At 68.9% G+C, this 18,209-nt stretch carries 17 protein-coding genes, 1 tRNA gene and 1 pseudogene; 8 read left to right on the forward strand and 11 right to left on the reverse strand.

All coding sequences use genetic code 11. The features are described 5' to 3' along the window. Nucleotides 1-212: 212 nt before the first annotated feature. The 8 genes and pseudogenes from RLT57_RS10365 to RLT57_RS10400 all read right to left on the reverse strand — a co-directional run bounded on the left by RLT57_RS10365 (nt 213) and on the right by RLT57_RS10400 (nt 6,453). A complete protein-coding gene (locus tag RLT57_RS10365) occupies nt 213-809 on the reverse strand; it encodes a TetR/AcrR family transcriptional regulator (protein WP_311297085.1) in 597 nt (198 codons plus the stop codon). A gap of 279 nt (nt 810-1,088) precedes the next feature. Then, nucleotides 1,089-1,162 (reverse strand) — tRNA-Ala (locus tag RLT57_RS10370). A 91-nt stretch (nt 1,163-1,253) separates the two neighbouring features. Beyond that, on the reverse strand, nt 1,254-2,306 hold the full coding sequence (sepX, locus tag RLT57_RS10375; RefSeq protein WP_311297086.1) for a divisome protein SepX/GlpR: 1,053 nt from the start codon (nt 2,304-2,306) through the stop codon (nt 1,254-1,256). 117 nt (nt 2,307-2,423) lie between these two features. Beyond that, nucleotides 2,424-3,044, reverse strand: a complete 621-nt coding sequence (locus RLT57_RS10380) for a GNAT family N-acetyltransferase (RefSeq protein ID WP_311300663.1) — start codon at nt 3,042-3,044, stop codon at nt 2,424-2,426. Nucleotides 3,045-3,172: 128 nt separating this feature from the next. Next, a pseudogene (locus RLT57_RS10385) lies at nt 3,173-3,658 on the reverse strand (MogA/MoaB family molybdenum cofactor biosynthesis protein); the annotation flags it as partial. After that, entirely contained in the window at nt 3,655-4,137 is a 483-nt protein-coding gene (moaC, locus tag RLT57_RS10390; RefSeq protein ID WP_311297088.1) for a cyclic pyranopterin monophosphate synthase MoaC, read from the reverse strand. The gene moaC and the pseudogene RLT57_RS10385, both read right to left, overlap by 4 nt. An 88-nt stretch (nt 4,138-4,225) precedes the next feature. Then, on the reverse strand, nt 4,226-5,548 hold the full coding sequence (gene glp / locus RLT57_RS10395) for a molybdotransferase-like divisome protein Glp (RefSeq protein WP_399128406.1): 1,323 nt from the start codon (nt 5,546-5,548) through the stop codon (nt 4,226-4,228). Beyond that, nucleotides 5,545-6,453 (reverse strand): UTP--glucose-1-phosphate uridylyltransferase, encoded by a 909-nt coding sequence (locus RLT57_RS10400; RefSeq protein WP_311297089.1) that lies wholly within the window; start codon nt 6,451-6,453, stop codon nt 5,545-5,547. Before RLT57_RS10400 ends, glp begins: the two co-directional genes overlap by 4 nt. 81 nt (nt 6,454-6,534) lie before the next feature. Between RLT57_RS10400 and RLT57_RS10405 the strand changes: the two genes are divergently transcribed. Beyond that, nucleotides 6,535-7,128 carry a 5-formyltetrahydrofolate cyclo-ligase gene (locus RLT57_RS10405; protein ID WP_311297090.1) on the forward strand — a complete coding sequence of 198 codons (594 nt, stop codon included), beginning with the start codon at nt 6,535-6,537 and terminating at the stop codon, nt 7,126-7,128. A 78-nt stretch (nt 7,129-7,206) separates the two neighbouring features. On the opposite strand, the gene RLT57_RS10410 is transcribed toward RLT57_RS10405, so the two are convergent. Further along, the gene (locus tag RLT57_RS10410; RefSeq protein WP_311297091.1) at nt 7,207-9,927 is read right to left on the reverse strand and encodes a penicillin acylase family protein; all 2,721 of its coding nucleotides are present in this window, start codon (nt 9,925-9,927) and stop codon (nt 7,207-7,209) included. Between the two features lie 179 nt (nt 9,928-10,106). On the opposite strand from RLT57_RS10410, the gene RLT57_RS10415 reads away from it, so the two are divergent. The 3 genes from RLT57_RS10415 (at nt 10,107) to RLT57_RS10425 (ending at nt 13,464) form a co-directional block, all read left to right on the forward strand. Further along, nucleotides 10,107-11,600, forward strand: a complete 1,494-nt coding sequence (locus tag RLT57_RS10415) for a potassium/proton antiporter (RefSeq protein WP_311300665.1) — start codon at nt 10,107-10,109, stop codon at nt 11,598-11,600. Between the two features lie 566 nt (nt 11,601-12,166). Continuing rightward, a complete protein-coding gene (locus tag RLT57_RS10420; protein WP_311297092.1) occupies nt 12,167-12,508 on the forward strand; it encodes an FmdB family zinc ribbon protein in 342 nt (113 codons plus the stop codon). Nucleotides 12,509-12,612: 104 nt separating this feature from the next. Next, nucleotides 12,613-13,464 carry an S-methyl-5'-thioadenosine phosphorylase gene (locus RLT57_RS10425; protein ID WP_311297094.1) on the forward strand — a complete coding sequence of 284 codons (852 nt, stop codon included), beginning with the start codon at nt 12,613-12,615 and terminating at the stop codon, nt 13,462-13,464. A gap of 76 nt (nt 13,465-13,540) precedes the next feature. Here RLT57_RS10425 and RLT57_RS10430 read toward each other — a convergent pair whose 3' ends face one another. Then, entirely contained in the window at nt 13,541-13,687 is a 147-nt protein-coding gene (locus RLT57_RS10430; protein ID WP_311297095.1) for a hypothetical protein, read from the reverse strand. Between the two features lie 115 nt (nt 13,688-13,802). Between RLT57_RS10430 and RLT57_RS10435 the strand changes: the two genes are divergently transcribed. The 4 genes from RLT57_RS10435 (at nt 13,803) to RLT57_RS10450 (ending at nt 17,320) form a co-directional block, all read left to right on the forward strand. Continuing rightward, nucleotides 13,803-14,297 carry a hypothetical protein gene (locus RLT57_RS10435; RefSeq protein ID WP_311297096.1) on the forward strand — a complete coding sequence of 165 codons (495 nt, stop codon included), beginning with the start codon at nt 13,803-13,805 and terminating at the stop codon, nt 14,295-14,297. Nucleotides 14,298-14,399: 102 nt separating this feature from the next. Beyond that, nucleotides 14,400-14,873 (forward strand): MscL family protein, encoded by a 474-nt coding sequence (locus RLT57_RS10440; RefSeq protein ID WP_311297097.1) that lies wholly within the window; start codon nt 14,400-14,402, stop codon nt 14,871-14,873. Between the two features lie 597 nt (nt 14,874-15,470). Continuing rightward, a complete protein-coding gene (locus RLT57_RS10445) occupies nt 15,471-15,857 on the forward strand; it encodes a hypothetical protein (RefSeq protein ID WP_311297099.1) in 387 nt (128 codons plus the stop codon). Between the two features lie 251 nt (nt 15,858-16,108). Then, entirely contained in the window at nt 16,109-17,320 is a 1,212-nt protein-coding gene (locus RLT57_RS10450; RefSeq protein WP_399128411.1) for a low temperature requirement protein A, read from the forward strand. 22 nt (nt 17,321-17,342) lie between these two features. On the opposite strand, the gene RLT57_RS10455 is transcribed toward RLT57_RS10450, so the two are convergent. Beyond that, entirely contained in the window at nt 17,343-18,092 is a 750-nt protein-coding gene (locus RLT57_RS10455; RefSeq protein WP_311297100.1) for a VIT1/CCC1 transporter family protein, read from the reverse strand. Nucleotides 18,093-18,209 lie beyond the last annotated feature (117 nt).

Raw genomic sequence — 18,209 nt, forward strand, 5'->3', positions numbered from 1 at the left:
CTCTGCACAGGATACGGGTCGCATCCGCATGTCCGCGGATTCGTATGCAACCACCCGGGTTTCACGCTCTGTAATAACATTCCTCTGTCGCCGCCCACCCTCGACACCGGTGTCCGGCTGTACGGGATCGGGCCGCCACGGTGACCAACCGCACGCCGATGATCGGACCGGCCCGCCGAACACCCGTCAGAGCGACCGGCGTCCTGCGCGACTTACGCGAGCCGCAGCGCGGGCACCACGACGGCGTCGATGAACCGGTGGCTGTACTCCGGGTCGGGGTCGATGCCCTCGATGATCGGACGGGCCAGTGCGGCGCCGAAGAGCAGGTGCGGAAGGAAGTGGCCCGCGGGACTGTCCGCGGCGATTTCGCCGCGGTCCACGGCGCGCTGCACCAGGTCGCGGAAGCTGGCCAGCTCCGGCTCGACGAGCAGTTCGCGCAGCGCGCGGAACAGGTCCTCGTTCCGGAAGGCCGCGTGAGCGAGGCCGCGCATCAGTTCCTGGTCACGCTTGGACTCGTTCGCGTCATGACATCTGACGAACTCGTGGAGGTCGCCCGGCAGCGACCCGGTGTCGATGTCCGCGAGCGACACCGGTTTGTGGTGCCGCAGCGCGGTGGCGACCAGTTCCGGCTTGCCCTTCCACTGGCGGTAGAGGGTGGCCTTGCTGGCCCGGGTGCGGGCGGCGACCGCGTCCATGGTCAGCGCCTCGTAGCCGACCTCCCGCAGCAACTCGACGACGGCCTCGTACAGCTCCCGCTCGCGCTCGGGGGTCAGGCGGGTACGACGCGGAGTGGTTGCCTCCAGCGACATGTCCTGTCCTCCTGTCCACGACGAGTGAAGCGCCACTGTCGAAACGATGCCGTACACCCAGAGAGTAGACGGCGCCTGATCGAAACGCCACCGTTTCGATCGTACGTCGCACCACTTCCCTCCCGGGCCGCCCCGCCCCCGCTCGGCGGACCGCCTGCCTGGCCGCCGTTCGGACACCCGCCGTGGGACAGCCCCGGAAACAACAAAATCCCGTCCGATCAACAGACCGGACGGGAACCCGCCAACCAATCCTCGACCAAACCGAGAACAGTCGAAAAGTGGACCTGAGGGGATTCGAACCCCTGACCCCCTCGATGCGAACGAGGTGCGCTACCGGACTGCGCCACAGGCCCTTGCGACGAGGAAAACTCTAGCATCCCGGCGAGGGTGTTCGTGAACGCGATATCGGCAGGTCCGCGAGCGGCCCGGCCGCCGCGGGCCCGGTCATTCGTTGGCGGCGCGGGGCCGGTCGCCCTCGGCGTACTGGTCGAAGAGGGGGGTACGGCCGCCGCGGGGGCGGCGCGCGGGGGGGCGCTGGTCGCGTTCGCGGGCGGGCCCGGGCTCGCGCGGTTCGCGGGAGACGGCCGGGTCCGCAGGCGTCGTACCGGAGCGCGCCGGGCTCCACGTGTCAGCCGCTCCGAGATCGACGCCGCCCGGGGTGCGGGGGGCGACCGGAGCGGTGACGTAGGTGGGCAGCGGCACCGGTACGGGATCCCAGCCGTCGTCGGCGCCCTGCTGGGCGCGCTGCTGGTCGATCCACTCCGCGTGGTCGGTCTGCTCGACCAGGGCGCGGCGGTCGGCGGTACGGGGCGAGGGGGTCCGCACGTGGGGCACTGCCGGGACGGCGGGCGCGGCAGGGCGCTCCTCCCTGGCCGCGGGCGCGGGCGGCGCCTCGGAACGGGCCCGGAGGCGGCGCGCGGCCTCGATCGCGTGCCGCTGGTCCAGCCGCACCTCGTAGCGGCGGCGCTCCTGGCGGCGCATCTGCCCGATGTAGACGGTGAGCAGCACGGCGGGGACGGCCGGCACCCATAGCAGGCCGACACCGCCGACGGCCGCCACGACGGCGCCGACGGTGAAGACGAAGAAGAGCGTCGTGGTGGTACGCCGACGGCGCACCAGTACCTTCGCACGCTGGCTTCCGGCCGCCGCGGTCGCCGAGGCGCCGGATGCAGACGGGGACGCGGGCCCCGGGCGGGCGGCGGGACGGCGCACCTCAGTCGCGGGCACGGCGAGGCTCCGGACGTCGACCGGACCCACGGGGTCGGCGCCGTCCTCCTCCTGCTCCTGCGTGTCGGCGGCGGGATCGACGCTCTCACCTCGCGCCTTCGCGACCCGTCGCTCCATTGCCGCCCGCCCGGACAGAAGCCGGATGGCGGTACTGAAGCGTTCGGTCGGACGCGCTTCGTTGAGCTCATCCTGCCTACGGAGCCACATGGGCACCAAGTAGGCAGCCCAGGCCCCGACAATGACTGCGTAGATGAGGCCACTACTGCTCACGCGCTACACGGTAGGGGGGATCGCGACACGCCATACGCAATTCGGCCCGGTGTGTCGCACGATCCGGCTGATATGCCGAGATTTTCTTCCAGCGGGCCCCTTATTCGAACAATCGTTTTATTTACGAGGAGTGCCGGGCCTCGCCTGCCGCCACCGGTGCAGCAACCCTTCCGGTACTTCCTCGGCGGTCAGCGCGAAGACGAGATGATCACGCCATCCTCCGTCGATATGGAGATAGCGAGGACGCAGCCCTTCCTCCCTGAAGCCGAGCTTTTCCGCCACCCGCCGGCTCGGCCCGTTCTCCGGGCGAATGCACACCTCGACCCGGTGCAGACCGACACGCCGGAAGCAGTGGTCGACGGCGAGCGCCACCGAGGTGGGCATCACCCCGCGGCCGGCCACCGCCTCGTCGACCCAGTAGCCGATGTGCGCCGAACACATCGAGCCCCAGGTGATCCCGGCGACGGTGAGCTGACCGGCCAGGCGCCCCTGGTATTCGACGACGAACGGCAGCATGCGCCCGGCGTGTGCCTCACTGCGCAGATGGCGGACCATCTGTCGATATGTCGGCCGCTGGGCGACATGGCCTGGCGGGGCGGGCGGCACGGTGGCCTCCCACGGTCGCAGCCAGTCACGGTTGCGACGGTTGACCTCGCGCCATGCGCGCTGGTCACGCACCCGGATCGGGCGGAGGGTGATGTCACCGTCCACCAACTCAACCGGCCAGGACCCGTTCAGCTCGGTCTCCCAGTGACGGAGTTCGGATGATCATTCGGCCGGTCATCTGACCGGTCGCGCGTCGGGTGATGCGGCTGGCCCGGGTCGCCGTGTGCCCGGCTGGCCGCGTTGTCGTACGGCCGGTTGTTCGGATGATCGCCCCCGCGAATCTGATCAACGGCATGTACGACCAACGGCGCGAGCACAGCCAAGCCGTCCTTCACCCCGCCGGTCGAACCGGGCAGGTTCACCACCAGGGTGCGTCCGCTGACGCCCGCCACGCCACGGGAGAGTACGGCGGTGGGCACCTTCTCCCGGCCGGCGGCACGGATCGCCTCGGCGATCCCGGGAACCTCGTAGTCCAGGAGCCCGCGGGTGACGTCCGGCGTGCGATCGGTCGGCGAGATGCCGGTGCCGCCGGTGGTGATCACCACGTCGTACCCCTCGGCCACCGCCTCACGCAGCGCCTGCTCCACAGGGGCGCCGTCCGGCACGATCCGCGGGCCGTCGACGGCGAACCCGAGCTCTTCCAGGGCCGCGACGACCAGTGGCCCGCCGCGGTCCTCGTAGATCCCGGCGGCGGCCCGGTTGGAAGCGGTGACCGCGAGCGCCCACAGGCCGGCGGGACGGGTCATGACCGGTGCCAGTCGCCGGATTTCCCGCCGGTCTTGTCCTCGACGCGGACATCCGTGATGACGGCGCCCTTGTCGACGGCCTTCACCATGTCCACGACGGTCAAGGCGGCGACACTGACGGCGGTCAGCGCCTCCATCTCCACGCCGGTACGGTCGGTGGTCCTCACCGTCGCGGTGATCTCCACCGCGTCGTCGGCGACCGCGAGATCGACGGTCACCCCAGAGATCGCGAGTGGGTGGCACAGGGGAATCAGGTCAGGAGTGCGTTTGGCACCCATGATGCCGGCGATCCGCGCGGTGGCGAGGGCGTCGCCCTTGGGCAGGCCCTCGCCCCGCAGCAGTTCCACGACACGCGGGGCCACCAGGACCCGCCCCGTGGCGCGCGCCGAGCGTGCGGTGACGTCCTTGGCGGAGACATCGACCATGCGGGCCGCGCCCGCCTCGTCGAGGTGGGTGAGGTGCTGCTGGGCGCTGCTCATCGTTCTCCCGGTGCGGTCTCTAGGGCAGACACCGTACCGGCACGTGCCCGCGTACGGACCGGCGGTCCGCAGCCCGGGACGCGGGCGGCTAGTCCAGCAGAACCACGTCGACCTCGGTGCCCGCCGCGACCGAGGTGACCGCCTCCGATACGACGATCAGCGCGTCGGCGTGGGCGAGTGCCTTGACCAGGTGTGAAGCCGCGCCACCCACAGGCGTGACCGTCCCGGTCGCGTGATCGTAATGTCCGCGCAGGAACTGGCGTTTTCCTTCGGGCGACCTGTCGATCGCCGCGGAACACCTCGCTCGTACGACTTCCCGATGAACGGCGCCTACCCCCATGAGAGTGCGGATCACCGGCCGTACGAACAGCTCGAAGGACACATAGGCACTGACGGGATTGCCGGGGAGCGCGAGCAGCGGGGTGCGGTCGGGGCCGATCCGGCCGAAGCCCTGCGGCTTGCCCGGCTGCATCGCGAGCTCGCGGAACTGCACGAACCCGGCCGCACTCCCCGCGTCGTCTCCGAAGGAGTCTCCGAGCGACGACAGCGCCTCCTTGACGACGTCGTACGCACCGACGCTGACGCCGCCGCTGGTGACGATGACATCGGCCCGGATCAGCTGGTCCTCGATGGTGGCGCGCAGCGTCTCGACCTCGTCGGCGACGGCACCGACGCGGTACGCGATCGCGCCGGCGGCTCGTGCGGCAGCGGTGAGGGCGTAGCTGTTGGAGTCGTGGATGCGGCCGGGGGCGAGTTCCTCGTCAGGCTCGACGAGTTCGCTGCCGGTGGACAGCACCACCACCCTGGGCCGCGGCCTTACCGTCACGGTGCCCCGCCCGACGGCTGCCAGCAGACCGATCTGCGGCGGCCCGAGCACGGTGCCGGCGGCCAGCGCCAGGTCCCCGGCCGCCGCGTCGCTCCCTCTGGCGCGTACGAACTGCCCCGCCGTCGCCGGCTGGTGCACCCGCACCTCGCCGGCCGCGCCCGAGGGATCGACGCTGTGCGCCGTCATGGCGGTCGCACGGCCACTCCCGGCCCCGCCGTCCGTCCACTCCACAGGGACGACCGCCTCGGCCCCCGGAGGGATCGGGGCGCCTGTCATGATCCTGGCGGCCTGGCCGGGTCCGACGGTCGGCAGTACGCCGCTGCCTGCTGCGACGTCACCGATCACTTCGAGGACGGCTGGGTGCTCGGGTGCCGCGGCCCGGGTGTCGGCGACCCGTACGGCGTAACCGTCCATGGAGCTGTTCTCGAACGGCGGCAGCGCGACCGGCACCGTGACGTCCTCGACCAGTACGCATCCTTGGGCGTCGAGCAGTTGCAGCTCGATCGGGTCGAGCGGGGCGAGCTGGCCGAGGATGTTCGCCAAGTGTTCGCTGACAGACCACACGCGGTCGGCGCCCTGACTCACGCCTGCATCTCCTTGGTGACGTAGGTGCGGAGCCAGGTACGGAAGTCGGGACCGAGGTCCTCGCGCTCGGCCGCCAACCGGACGATCGCCCGCAGGTAGTCACCCCGGTCACCCGTGTCGTACCGGCGCCCGGTGAACACCACCCCGTGCACCGGACCACCGTCACCACCCCGCTCCGCCAGCACCTCCAACGCATCCGTCAACTGGATCTCCCCACCCCGCCCCGGACCCGTCCTCCGCAACACCCCGAACACCGCCGGATCCAGCACATACCGCCCGATCACCGCGAAAAGCGACGGAGCCGACCCCGCATCCGGCTTCTCCACCAACCCCGTCACCCGCACCACATCCCCCTCACCCGTCGGCACTATCGCCGCCGCCCCGTACAAATGGATCTGACCCGGATCCACCTCCGTCAACGCCACCACACTGCCCCCGTACCGCCCCTGCACCGCGATCATCCGCGCCAACAACGGATCCCGCGGATCGATCAGGTCATCCCCCAACAACACCGCGAACGGCCGATCCCCCACATGCGGCTCCGCACACAACACCGCATGCCCCAACCCCCGCGGCGCCCCCTGCCGCACATAGTGCACCGTCGCCAGATCACTCGACTCCCGCACCCGCGCCAACCGCGACGCATCCCCCTTACGCGTCAACGCCTCCTCCAACTCGTAGTTCCGGTCGAAGTGATCCTCCAACGGACGCTTGTTCCGCCCCGTGATCATCAGCACGTCCGACAACCCCGCCGCCACCGCCTCCTCCACCACATACTGGATCGCCGGCTTGTCCACCACCGGCAACATCTCCTTCGGCGTCGCCTTCGTCGCCGGCAGAAACCGGGTCCCCAGACCCGCCGCAGGAATAACAGCCTTGCTGATCCGAGGATGTGTGCGCGTCATGCCGTGCACCCTAGCGGGCGTGTATGTGCGGAAGATGAAAGACCGGGCGGTTGCGGCTGATAGGCAGCGGTTGTGGATGGTATGAACGAGACCCGCGCACACAAGGGAGCCCTGCGGGCGCGCCTGCTGGCGGCTCGGCGCGAGTTGACCGCCGACGAACGCCGGGCGGCCGGCGCGGCGCTGGCCAGGCGGGTACGCGACCTGCCGTCGCCGGCCGTTTTGCGGACCGTGGCGGCCTACGTGTCGACGGGCACCGAACCGGGCACCCCCGACCTGCTGGACGTCCTGCGTGAAACCGGCGCCCGGGTGCTGCTGCCGGTGCTGCTACCCGACAACGACCTGGACTGGGCTGAATACGGCGGCCAGGAGGCCCTGGAACGCACCTCTCGCGGCCTGCTGGAGCCCACCGGACCCCGGCTCGGTCCGGATGCCGTGAGTGCGGCACAGGCCGTTCTGCTGCCGGGCCTCGCCGTGGACGCGCAAGGCGTACGCCTCGGACGCGGCGGCGGTTCGTACGACCGGGTCCTCGCCCGCCTGGAGGCGGCGGGGACTCACCCGCTGCTCGTCGTCGTGCTGTACGCGCACGAGGTGGTCGACACGGTTCCGCGGGAACCGCACGACCACCTCGTGGACGCGGTGGTGACTCCGGAAGGTGTACGGCACTTCCTCAGGTGACAGGACACCGAGGAGGGGTACGCGGCGCGTTCCGGCACTTTTGGGGGGACGCGCTCGGGGCGCAGGCCCGGTCCCCTTCTACGGGGTGAGCGCCATCTTCGCCTTGGACGCCAGGTCGACCTGAGTGTCGGAGAAGTACCAGGGCAGCAGTTCCCCGGCCGCCCATTTGTCGGTCTGGTCGGTGTAGTGGGAGTTGTAGGCGTGACCTGACGCGCCGGTGAGGTTGATCCAGCGGGACTTGTCGAAGTCCTGGAGGTTCACGATCATCCGCATCGAGGGCACCCAGTCGACGTCGTAGCCGCCCGCGGCGTTCCAGCCGGTGGCGTCCACTGCCGCCTCGCCGCCGCTGAGCTGCCAGGGGCCGCGGTTGAACACCCATTGGATGACACCGGGGCCGTCGGTGCCGAGCGTCTGGTTCTTCAGGTCCAGCTTGTGCAGCCGCCCCCAGCTCCAAGTGTCTATGTCCTTGCCGAGCTTGGCGGTCAGCTCGTAGCGCGCGTCCTTCATCGCCTGGGCGAGAAGCTGGTCTCGGGTGCTGTGGTGGGCCTTGTCCGGGTCACCGCTGAAGAAGGCAGTCGTGGACATCGTCCACCATGGGCTGTCGGGCTTGTTGAGGATGTCGCGAACCACCTCGAACCAGCGGTCGCCACCGTCCGGCTGCGCCTCGGCAGCATCGCGCTCGCCGCATTCCTGGACGGCGGGGTCCTTGCCGTCGAGGTTGTCAACGGGGCCGGTCTCGCCCACGGGCAGCACCCTTAGGCACTGGCCCTTGGGGCGCAGTTCCTTGGGTAGTTTGTTTCCGAAGGCAAGCTTGAGGATGTTGCGCCAGACCGCGTTGAAGTAGGCGGCTGCCGCCGAGTCGGAATCCTGCTTGTAGTCCCAGCCGTCGAGCAGCTGCTGCGCCTGGCGGACGTAGTCTCCCTTGTCGCCCTTTATGTCGATGTTCTGGAGATAGGGCACCAGAAGGCGGGCGATCTCGCTGCTGTCGTCGTTCTGCATGGACTGCATGTCGTCCATGGAGATCTTCCCGTTGTCTTTGGTCTTGGACGCGATCAAGCTGTTGATCCGCTGGCTGCGCGTGCCGTAGCCCCAGTCCTCGGTCAGAAGATAGGGGTATTTGCTCTGGTCGATGACGGCCTGGTTGGCGGTGACGATGTAGCCGCGCGGCGGGTTGTACTCGTAGGGCATCGCCGTGAACGGGATGTAGCCGGTCCACTTGTAGCGCGAGTCCCAGCCGGGCACGGGATAGGTGCCGTCGTCGCCCTGGGAACGGATCGGAACCTGGCCGGGCGCCTGGTAGCCGATGTTTCCCCTGGTGTCGGCGTAGATCAGGTTCTGCGACGGTACGGCGAAGTCAGCGGCGCCGGCCTGGAAGGACTTGAAGTCCGTCGCCTTGTCCAGCTCGAAGACGGCGTCCATCGTCTTCGAGGGGGTGAGGGCCGTCCATTTCAAGGCGACCGCGTAACCACTGTTCACACCGCCCGGCGGATCGGTGACCGGCGCGGCCTGGCCGACGTCCCTGATCTCGTCGCTACGGTCGGAGATGATCGGACCATCGTTCTTGGTCTCACGAACGGTGATCGTACGATCCTGCCCGCCGGCGACCTTGATCGTCTCCTTGCGGGTCGTGAAGGGCACCTGCTTGCCGTCGTACAGGTAGGTGTTCGCGGTGACCTTCTCCAGGTACAGGTCGGTCACGTCCGCGCCGAGGTTGGTCATGCCCCAGGCGATGTTCTGGTTGTGACCGATGATGACGCCCGGCATCCCCGAGAAGGTGTAGCCGGCGACATCGTAGGGGCAGGCCGCGCTGACCGTGCGGCAGTGCAGGCCCATCTGGTACCAGAGCGAGGGCAGCTGTGGCGCCAGGTGCGGATCGTTGGCGAGCAGCGGCTTACCGGTCGTCGTGTATTTGCCGGCGACGACCCAGGAGTTGGAGCCGATACCGCTGCCAGACGGCCCGAGGAGTGCCGGCATTTGGTCGATGATCTGACTGATGCCGGAAAGCTGCGCGTCGACGGTGCCGTTGAGTCCCTGCGGTTCACTCCCGTCGGCCTGCTCGTACTGTTCGGTGGCCTGATCGACGGTACCGGGGTCGACGATGATCGGAAGATTGCGGTCATACGGATACGCGGGGTACAGCTGCTTGATCTGCGTCTGGCTGAGGCGGCTGGTCATCAGGGCGCGGTCGATCTCGTCCTCCATGTTGCCGCGCAGGTCCCAGGCCATCGCCTTGAGCCAGGCGACGGAATCGACCGGCGTCCAAGGCTGCGGTTTGTAGTTGTTGGCGAACGACAGGGCGGCATACTCCAGGGAGAGCGCGGCGCCGCTGTGGTCCTTCAGGTACGCGTTGACGCCGTCGGTGTACGCCTGCAGGTATGCCTTGGTGGCGGGGTCGAGCTTGGTGTCCCACTCCTGCTGCGCGATGCCGTGCCAGTTGAGGGTGCGCAAAAAGGCGTCGGTCTCCACCTGGCTCTTGCCGAACATCTCCGACAGCCGGCCGGAGGTGAGGTGGCGGCGGACGTCCATCTCGTAGAAGCGGTCCTGGGCCTGCACGTACCCCTGGGCACGGAAGAGGTCCTCGGGGGTGTCGGCGTAGATCTGCGGGATTCCGTTGGCGTCACGTTTGACGTCGACCGGGGCCGACAGCCCCTTGAGTCTCAGCGAGCCCGTGGTCTGCGGGAAGGAGGATCGCACGGTGCTGACGCTCCAGTACGACCCGTATCCGATGCCCACCACGAGCACTAGCGCCAACGTGATCACGATGAGGCGTACGCGGCGGGGTTTCTTCCGTGCGGGCATCGCTGTCCTTCGAGGGGCAGGGCGGACCAGGTGATCAAGTGCTCGTTGTGCAAGGGCAACCATAGGCGTACGCCCCACGCGCCCAGGACGCGGCGTCCGGGTGGCGGGCCGGGGGACCGCTGATCGTCAAGAGAGGGTAAAATGTTAGATAAGGCAATGAAGTTGAAAGGACCGGGCCCCTGACTGTTCACCACCTGAACGAGATCCTCTTGATCGGCGCCGCGGTGCTCCTGGTCGCGGTCGTCGCCGTCCGGCTGGCCTCGCGCAGCGGCCTGCCGACCCTGCTCATCTACCTCGGCATCGGCGTCGCCATCGGACAGGACGGCCTGTTCGGCTTCACCTTCGACAATGTCCAGCTCACACAGGTACTCGGGTACGCGGCACTGGTCGTGATTCTCGCCGAGGGCGGGCTCGGCACCAAGTGGCACGAGATCAAACCGGTGGTGCCGGCCGCCGCCGTGCTGTCCACGATCGGCCTGTTGGTGAGCGTGCTCATCACCGCGGGTGCGGGGCACTACCTGGTGGGGCTGGAGTGGCGGCAGGCACTGATCATCGGGGCGGTGGTGTCCTCCACGGACGCAGCCGCGGTGTTCTCGGTACTGCGGAACGTCTCGCTGCCCAAGCGAGTGACCGGTGTACTGGAGGCGGAATCGGGCTTCAACGACGCTCCTGTGGTGATCCTGGTAGTCGCTTTCTCCAGCGCCGGCCCCGTAGCGCACTGGTACACGCTGCTCGGACAGATTCCTCTGGAGTTGGCGATCGGGACGGGCATCGGTGTCGCGGTCGGCTGGCTGGGCGCCTACGGACTCAAGCGTCTGGCGCTGCCCGCCTCGGGCCTGTATCCGATCGCCGTGATGGCCATCGCCGTGCTCGCATATGCGGCGGGGGCCACGGCCCACGGTTCGGGCTTCCTCGCGGTCTACGTCGCCTCCCTTGTGCTGGGCAATGCGAAGCTGCCGCACCGCCCCGCCACCCGGGGTTTCGCCGAGGGGCTCGGATGGATCGCACAGATCGGACTTTTCGTGCTGCTGGGTCTTCTTGTCACACCGCACGAGCTGGGTGACGACATTCTGCCCGCCATTGTCATCGGGCTCTTCCTCACCCTGGTCGCGCGCCCGGTGTCCGTACTGGCCAGTTTGTTGCCCTTCCGCATCCCATGGCGTGATCAGGCACTGTTGTCGTGGGCGGGGCTGCGGGGTGCGGTGCCGATCGTGCTCGCGACCATCCCCATGGTGGCCGGGGTCGACGACAGCGAGCGCATCTTCAATATCGTCTTCGTACTGGTGATCATTTACACCTTGGTACAAGGCCCGACGCTGCCGTGGGCCGCGAAGTCACTCGACCTGGGCACCGGCGACGAACGCGGTGCCGCCGACCTCGGCATCGAGTCGGCGCCCCTGGAACGCCTCCAAGGGCACCTGCTCTCTGTCGCCATTACGGAGCGCTCTCGTATGCACGGCGTCGAGGTCGACGAACTGCGACTGCCTCCGGGTGCCGCCGTCACCCTGGTGGTACGAGCGGGGGCCAGTTTCGTACCGCTGCCGACTACCATGCTTCAGCATGGTGACGAGTTGCTCGTCGTCACGACGGACCCCGTACGTGATGCCGCCGAGAACCGACTGCGGGCGGTAGGACGCGGCGGCAAGCTCGCCGGATGGCTGGGAAGCCCGTGAGTACCCACTGGAGTGGTTCGGCCACCGCAGGGCGTTTGATCGGATACAAGATCACGCACGCTGAACGGGTGCCCGTCGGACACGCCGTCTGCTTGGCATCGGGTCGGCCGGTTGGCCGTCGTGCCGGGCGAAAGCCTTCGGCGTAACGGCGTGGGAGTACGCACGCACGTGCTACCAGGCGGCAGAAGGTTCCCGCTACGACGCCCAAGGTGCGCGTTGGTCGTGCAAGCACGCGGGCGACCTCCTGAGGATGGAAGCCGGCTTTTCGGTAGTTGCCGCGTACTCCTGACGCATGGGTACCGCTGCTTCGTGGCTTCACCGCGGGCTGCCCCTTGATCAGGACGCTCGTACCGGTCACAAGCGGGCTTCACAGTGCCGGCCGGCAGTGCGACCCTTGCCCCGGTGGGCTCGCGGGACTGCGGGGCGGCCGGTTCCTCGGTTCGCGCGAGGTGGCCGCCGCGGGTGTGATCGGTCACCGTTAGCCGGTCGCGGTGGACTGACGGCGGGAAATACTGCACTATTGAGCGTCGTTAGCACTCAATGAGTGAGAGTGCCAGGAGGAGCAAGTGCCGACGTACCAGTACCAGTGCACCGAGTGCGGCGAGGCCCTTGAGGCGGTGCAGAAGTTCACCGACGACGCACTGACCGAGTGCCCCAATTGCGGTGGACGCCTGCGCAAGGTCTTCTCGGCGGTGGGCGTGGTCTTCAAGGGGTCCGGTTTCTATCGGACCGACAGTCGCGGTTCGTCGTCGAGCAGCGCTCCCGCGACCAAGAGCAGCAGCGGCTCGGACCACAAGTCCTCCGACAGCAGCAGCACGTCGTCGGACGGCGCGTCCGGATCGTCAGCGTCGGGCGGCTCATCGTCGTCCAACGGTGCGTCGTCGCCCAGCAGCACGTCGGCGGCCTGACTGTCGTTTCGGCCCTCCCCCGGGCGGCCGAGGATCTACGAGCCCCCGCCGTTTTCGCCGGCGGGGGTTCGTCGTGTTCCCGGGTTCCGATTAGGGTGATCGCCATGGTTGAGAGTGATGATGTGGCACGGGCCGAGATCGGCGTCATCGGCGGGTCGGGGTTCTACTCGTTCCTCGATGACGTCACTGAAATCACGGTCGACACTCCTTACGGCCCGCCTAGCGACTCGCTGTTCCTGGGTGACGTGGGTGGCCGCCGGATCGCTTTTCTCCCCCGCCACGGCCGCAGGCACCACTTGCCGCCGCACAAGATCAACTACCGCGCCAATCTGTGGGCACTCGCCTCCGTCGGAGCGCGCCAGGTTCTCGGTCCCTGCGCGGTCGGCGGCCTGCGCGCGGAGTACGGGCCCGGCACCCTCCTCGTACCGGACCAACTGGTGGACCGTACGAAGTCTCGGACCCAGTCGTACTTCGACGGCGAGGCCAGGCTCGACGGCCAGGTACCCAACGTGGCTCACGCGACGTTCGCCGACCCGTACTGTCCGGTGGGGCGTCGGGCAGCCGTGGACACCGCCCGGTCAGGCGGCTGGGAGGCGGTGGACGGCGGCACGCTGGTCGTGATCGAGGGGCCGCGCTTCTCCACCCGCGCGGAGTCCCTGTGGCATGCGGCGCAGGGGTGGTCGGTGGTGGGTATGACCGGTCACCCGGAGGCAGTCCTCGCCCGCGAACTGGGACTTTGCTATACGTCGCTGACGCTGGTGACCGATCTGGACGCGGGTGCCGACACCGGCGAGGGCGTATCGCACGAAGAGGTCCTGGAGGTCTTCGCCGCGAACGTCGGCAGGATGCGCGATGTGCTCTTCGACGTGGTCCGTGCCCTGCCGGACGACAGCAAGCGGGACTGCCTCTGCATGAATGCGCTCGGCGGCCAGAAGACCGGGATCGCCCTGCCGTAGCGATGTCGGACTACCACCCTCCGAGAACCTGACGGCCCCCGTATATCCCCTCCGAAACCCCGGTTCAAGCCGTCACTCACTCGTTGGAGTGGCCGCGCTTTCCGTAGCCATGAGTTATCCACAGGGCTTTCGGCGCGATATCGCCGAGATGAGCGATGGTGGATGCGCCGACCGGTCCGCGGTCGACTTCCATCCACGTCAGGCGGTGTCTCGTCATGTTCACAGCCGGTCCTCGCTCGTTCTCCCCGGCACAATCGCCCGTGTCTTCGGGCCCGGTCCCCGTCATCGGTTCCGGCGCGCCCGGCGTGCCAGAACCGTATACGCCACCGAGGTGTGCTGTGCCGCCCTTCCCACCCATTCACGCGGGCGGCCGCGGCGGCAGACGCCTGCTGCGCCGAGCCGTCCGGCACAGGCGCAAGCCGCTGGCCGTGGGCCTGGTCATGACCGCCGCCGCGCTCGCCGCGTCCGCGGCTCACGGAGCCGCTCCTCGGCCGGCCGCCGTCACCCCGCGCGGACCCGCAAGGCCGGTGGCGACGCGCCACGCCACGCCCGAAGTCCTCGTTCGGGCCCCCGTTCGTATCGCCGACGCGGCCGTTGTGGATCTGCTGCACCCCGGCGACCGGGTGGACGTGCTGGCCGGCGCCCGGGTGGTGGCCGCAGGCGTCACCGTGCTGGCCGTGCCGGAGGCAGTAGGCGTACCGCCGGCAGCCACTGTGGCGCCCGACCCTACGGGGCCGGGGGGCGCGCTGATCGTGCTCGCTGTGCCTCGCCGTACCGCAGCCTCCCTCTCGGGAGCCGCCGCGTCATCAGCTCTGGCGGTGACGCTGTGTTGAATCACCCGTTCGTGGAAGGCGACTGGACACCCGGATCCTCGACTGCCTTGTATGGCGGAACCCGTTACTCCGTCACCCCGGTATCAAGGAAGAGGCGCATCGGTGACCGACCCGAACAAACCGAGCCTGCTGTTGGGCTTCAGGCAGTTCATCACCCGCGGGAACGTGATCGACCTGGCGGTCGCGGTGGTCGTGGGTGCCGCGTTCACGAGCATCGTGAACTCCGTGGTCAACGGGGTGATCAATCCCCTCGTCGGCGCATTCGGTACGAAGGACCTCGCTGGGTATTCGTCCTGTCTCAAAGGGCCGTGCGTGCTGAACGACAAGGGCGAGGTGATCAGCGGCATCCGGATCCTATGGGGCTCCGTATTGAGCGCGAGCCTGACATTCCTGATCACGGCCGCGGTCGTGTACTTCCTGATGGTCGTACCGATGTCCCGCTATCTGGCACGTCAGGCGGGCAAGCGCGGGCAGGTCGAGGCGGAGGAGAAGGTGGCGGAGGAGGTCGAGGAGATCACGCTGCTGAGGGACATCCGCGACGCGTTGGTGGCGCCGCGTGTGGGCTCGGGGAACTGAGGAGTCATGCGGCTGAAGCAGCCTCGCGGGCGCGGCAGGAGGCTGAGCGGCTTCAGAGATGGTGCGGGGGCTTCTCGCTGAGAAAGCGGGTGAAGTCGTCGTCCGCGGCGTCTGCGGCCGTATCGCCCCAGCCGCGGTCGGTGTCGTCGGGCGACGGGCGGTCTAGTGGGTCGTCGAAAACCAGCCGTCCGGGGCCGCTCGCCCCGGCGGCGGGCCCCCTGCAGGGTGGGGAGGACGCGGCGCCTTCGCCGGTTCCCCCAGCCGGGGACGCGTCATCTCCGGCTCCGGTGTCCGGGGCTCGGTCACGGTCACGGTCACGGGCGGTGCTCATGCGCCCAGAATACGGCGGCCCCGGCGCCGTGGGAGAGCCGTTCGCGGCCAGGCGGACATACGGGGACACGCTGAGTGTCCGTCGGGGGGAAGCGGCCCGGGATACCTGGCCGCAGGAGGACGCACGGACGAAGGCCGTCCCGCGTGCCTCTGTCGGGAGCCGTCCGGGAACCGGGCCTCGACCGAAGCGACCCCGGGTACCGTCCCTGATCGAGCAGGGCTGCGGGAAGGGTCCGTGCCGACGCGAACAGGTCCGCCGATACCCGTTTGCCGTCTGTTCCGCTCCCGCCGGGCTGGGACGTCGACCGCTGCCCGAAGGACGAGTCGACGCGTCCGACGGGCTCCATCATCAGGCGCCGACCGGCTCGGCCGCCGTTCCCGCGGGCATTGTGGAGCAGGTGGATCCGCCCCGGCCACGCGACGGTCAAGGCGTCCAGAGGGTCGACGGCCATCTCGGACGGCAGCCCGACGGCGAAGGTGGAGGCCCGCTCCAGGACCGTGGGCATCGGCCGGCGGCGGGTGGTGCCGGGCTCCGTGCGGGGCGCCATCGACGGGTTGATGCGGGTCCCGGACGCGGCTTGGATCGCGAGCACCCACGTACCGGAGTTCCTCCTCGGGTCCCTGGCGGGCACCTCCACCGGGACCGGTTCGTGAGCGACGATCCGGATCATCGCCAAGACGCGTGACCACGGCGCACGCGGCAATGTGATCGCCTGCGGTGTGCCCTGGGCGAGGCCGACCGCACAAGGCGTCGGCGCCGCGGGTGGTATCTGCGGCATGTGCAGCATTTTCCGAGCACAATGTCGTTGAACGAGGGATCGGAGCAATTTAGGGGAGCATGGAGGGGACACCGGCTTCGCGCGTTGGGGTGCGCGCCGGGCCCGGGCTGCCCCATGGTGTGCTGCATGAGCGATCCCACACTCCCGACCGGTCCGACGGCCGATACGAATACCGCGGCCCGCACCGGTGATGCGGTGCGGCGGATGACGGCACGATGCCGCACCGAGAAGCACCGGGCATCCACACCGCTGGAGCTGTTCTTCGACCTGTGCTTCGTGGTCGCGGTGGCACAGGCCGGCGGGCGGCTGGTGCACGCCGTGGCGGAAGGGCACGCGGGGCACGGGGTGACCGGTTATCTGATGGTGTTCTTCGCCATCTGGTGGGCGTGGATGAACTTTTCGTGGTTCGCCTCGGCGTACGACAACGACGATGTGCCGTACCGGGTGACGACGCTGGTCCAGATCGTCGGTGTGCTGGTGCTGGCGGCCGGTGTGCCGCGGGCGTTCGACGACGGTGACTTCCGGTTCACGGCGATCGGCTACGCGGTGATGCGACTGGCACTGGTCGCGCAATGGCTGAGGGCGGCCCGCGCCGAGCAGGGTGCGCAGCGGACGACGGCACTGCGGTACGCGGCGGGGGTGACCGTCTGCCAGGCGGGGTGGATGACGTTGCTGCTGCCACAGGGGGCACCGCCCGTGTGGGCGTTCGCGCTGCTGGCAGTCGCGGAGATGGCGGTGCCCCTGCTGGCGGAGCGGCGCGCGCCCACGACATGGCATCCGCATCACATCGCCGAACGGTACGGGCTGTTCACGATCATTGTGCTCGGCGAGTCCGTGTCTGCGGCCACTGTCGCCGTCCAGTCCGCCGCCGACGAGGACCAGGCACTGTTGGACTTGCTGCCCATTGCGGCGGGCGGGCTGCTGATCGTGTTCGCGGCCTGGTGGATCTATTTCGCGGTGCCCATCCACGACCATCTGGCGTCCAACAGGGAGGCGTTCCAGTGGGGCTACGGTCACTTCGCCGTGTTCACCTCGGCCGCTGCGATCGGTTCCGGTCTGGAGGTGGCGATTCACCAGGCGGTGGGAACAGCCGATATGTCGACTCGGGCAGCGTCGTCATGGGTGACTGTTCCAGCGGGGGTCTTTCTCCTGACTGTGTGGATGCTGCATTCGCGGCACTACAAGCGGGGGGCGGCGCAGCAGTTGACGTTGCCGCTGGCGGCGCTGGCGGTGACGGCGTGCACGTTCGCAGGTTCGCATGCGGTGCTGTGGGCAGGGCTGGTGTGCGCTGGGGCCGTTGCCCTGGGTGTGTTCCTGGAGGCACGCGTTCCAAAGTGATCGTACGAACGGACGCCGTGGATCAGACGCCGGCGGCTCCCAGGAGTGCTCCGACGGCATAGGTGACTGCCATGGCGATGGCACCGCCGCCCATGTTGCGCACAATGGCGGGGCGGCCAGGTGCGTTGCCCAGTCGGGCGCTGCCCCAGCCGCAGGCGGCGAGTGCGACGAGCACGGACGCTACGGTGACGGGCAGCTGCGAGTCGTGCGGCGGGAGCACGATCGCCAAGAGCGGCAGCAGTGCGCCGGCGGTGAAGGAGATGAAGCTGGCCCAGGCGGCGTGCCAGGGGTTGGCGAGTTCTTCGGGGTCGATGCCGAGTTCGACGCGGGCGTGGGCACCCAGTGCGTCACGGGCGGTGAGCTGTTCGGCGACTTCGCGGGCCAGTTCGTGGCTGATGCCCTGGTTACGGAGGAGGCTGGTGAGCTCGTCGAGTTCGGCTTGCGGGGTGGTGGCGAGTTCTCTGCGTTCCAGGGCCAGGGCGGCCCGTTCGGAGTCGCGCTGGGTGCTGACGGAGACGTATTCGCCTGCCGCCATCGACAGGGAGCCTGCGAGGAGCCCGGCGAGACCTGCGGTGAGCAGCACGGAGCGGGAGTCGGTGGCACCCGTGACGCCGACGACGAGGCCGGCGGTGGAGACCACACCGTCGTTGGCGCCGAGGACGCCGGCCCGTAGCCAGTTCAGGCGGGTGCCGAGGCCGTCGTGGTGGGGTTCCTGCGGGTGTGGACAGGCGGTGTCCGCGCTGCCGCCTGCGGTGTCGTCGCTCCTGGGCATAGCAGGCAGCGTCTCATCCTGCACCGAGCCCGGTGTGCCGTACGCAGGGCCGGGCCCGGGCGGGGGGGTGCCCCTATGTCTTTGGTCAAGGTGGATGGGTGCTGGTTCGGTCGTCTG

It is taken from the genome of Streptomyces sp. ITFR-21, assembly GCF_031844685.1.
GTDB lineage: Bacteria > Actinomycetota > Actinomycetes > Streptomycetales > Streptomycetaceae > Actinacidiphila.

What these genes read in the sequence shown, in the direction of transcription:
- RLT57_RS10365 (WP_311297085.1), bottom strand. Translation starts at nt 809, where the DNA reads ATGTCGCTGGAGGCAACCACTCCGCGTCGTACCCGCCTGACCCCCGAG.
- moaC (WP_311297088.1), bottom strand. Translation starts at nt 4,137, where the DNA reads ATGAGCAGCGCCCAGCAGCACCTCACCCACCTCGACGAGGCGGGCGCG.
- RLT57_RS10400 (WP_311297089.1), bottom strand. Translation starts at nt 6,453, where the DNA reads ATGACGCGCACACATCCTCGGATCAGCAAGGCTGTTATTCCTGCGGCG.
- RLT57_RS10405 (WP_311297090.1), top strand. Translation starts at nt 6,535, where the DNA reads ATGAACGAGACCCGCGCACACAAGGGAGCCCTGCGGGCGCGCCTGCTG.
- RLT57_RS10410 (WP_311297091.1), bottom strand. Translation starts at nt 9,927, where the DNA reads ATGCCCGCACGGAAGAAACCCCGCCGCGTACGCCTCATCGTGATCACG.
- RLT57_RS10425 (WP_311297094.1), top strand. Translation starts at nt 12,613, where the DNA reads ATGGTTGAGAGTGATGATGTGGCACGGGCCGAGATCGGCGTCATCGGC.
- RLT57_RS10450 (WP_399128411.1), top strand. Translation starts at nt 16,109, where the DNA reads ATGAGCGATCCCACACTCCCGACCGGTCCGACGGCCGATACGAATACC.
- RLT57_RS10455 (WP_311297100.1), bottom strand. Translation starts at nt 18,092, where the DNA reads ATGCCCAGGAGCGACGACACCGCAGGCGGCAGCGCGGACACCGCCTGT.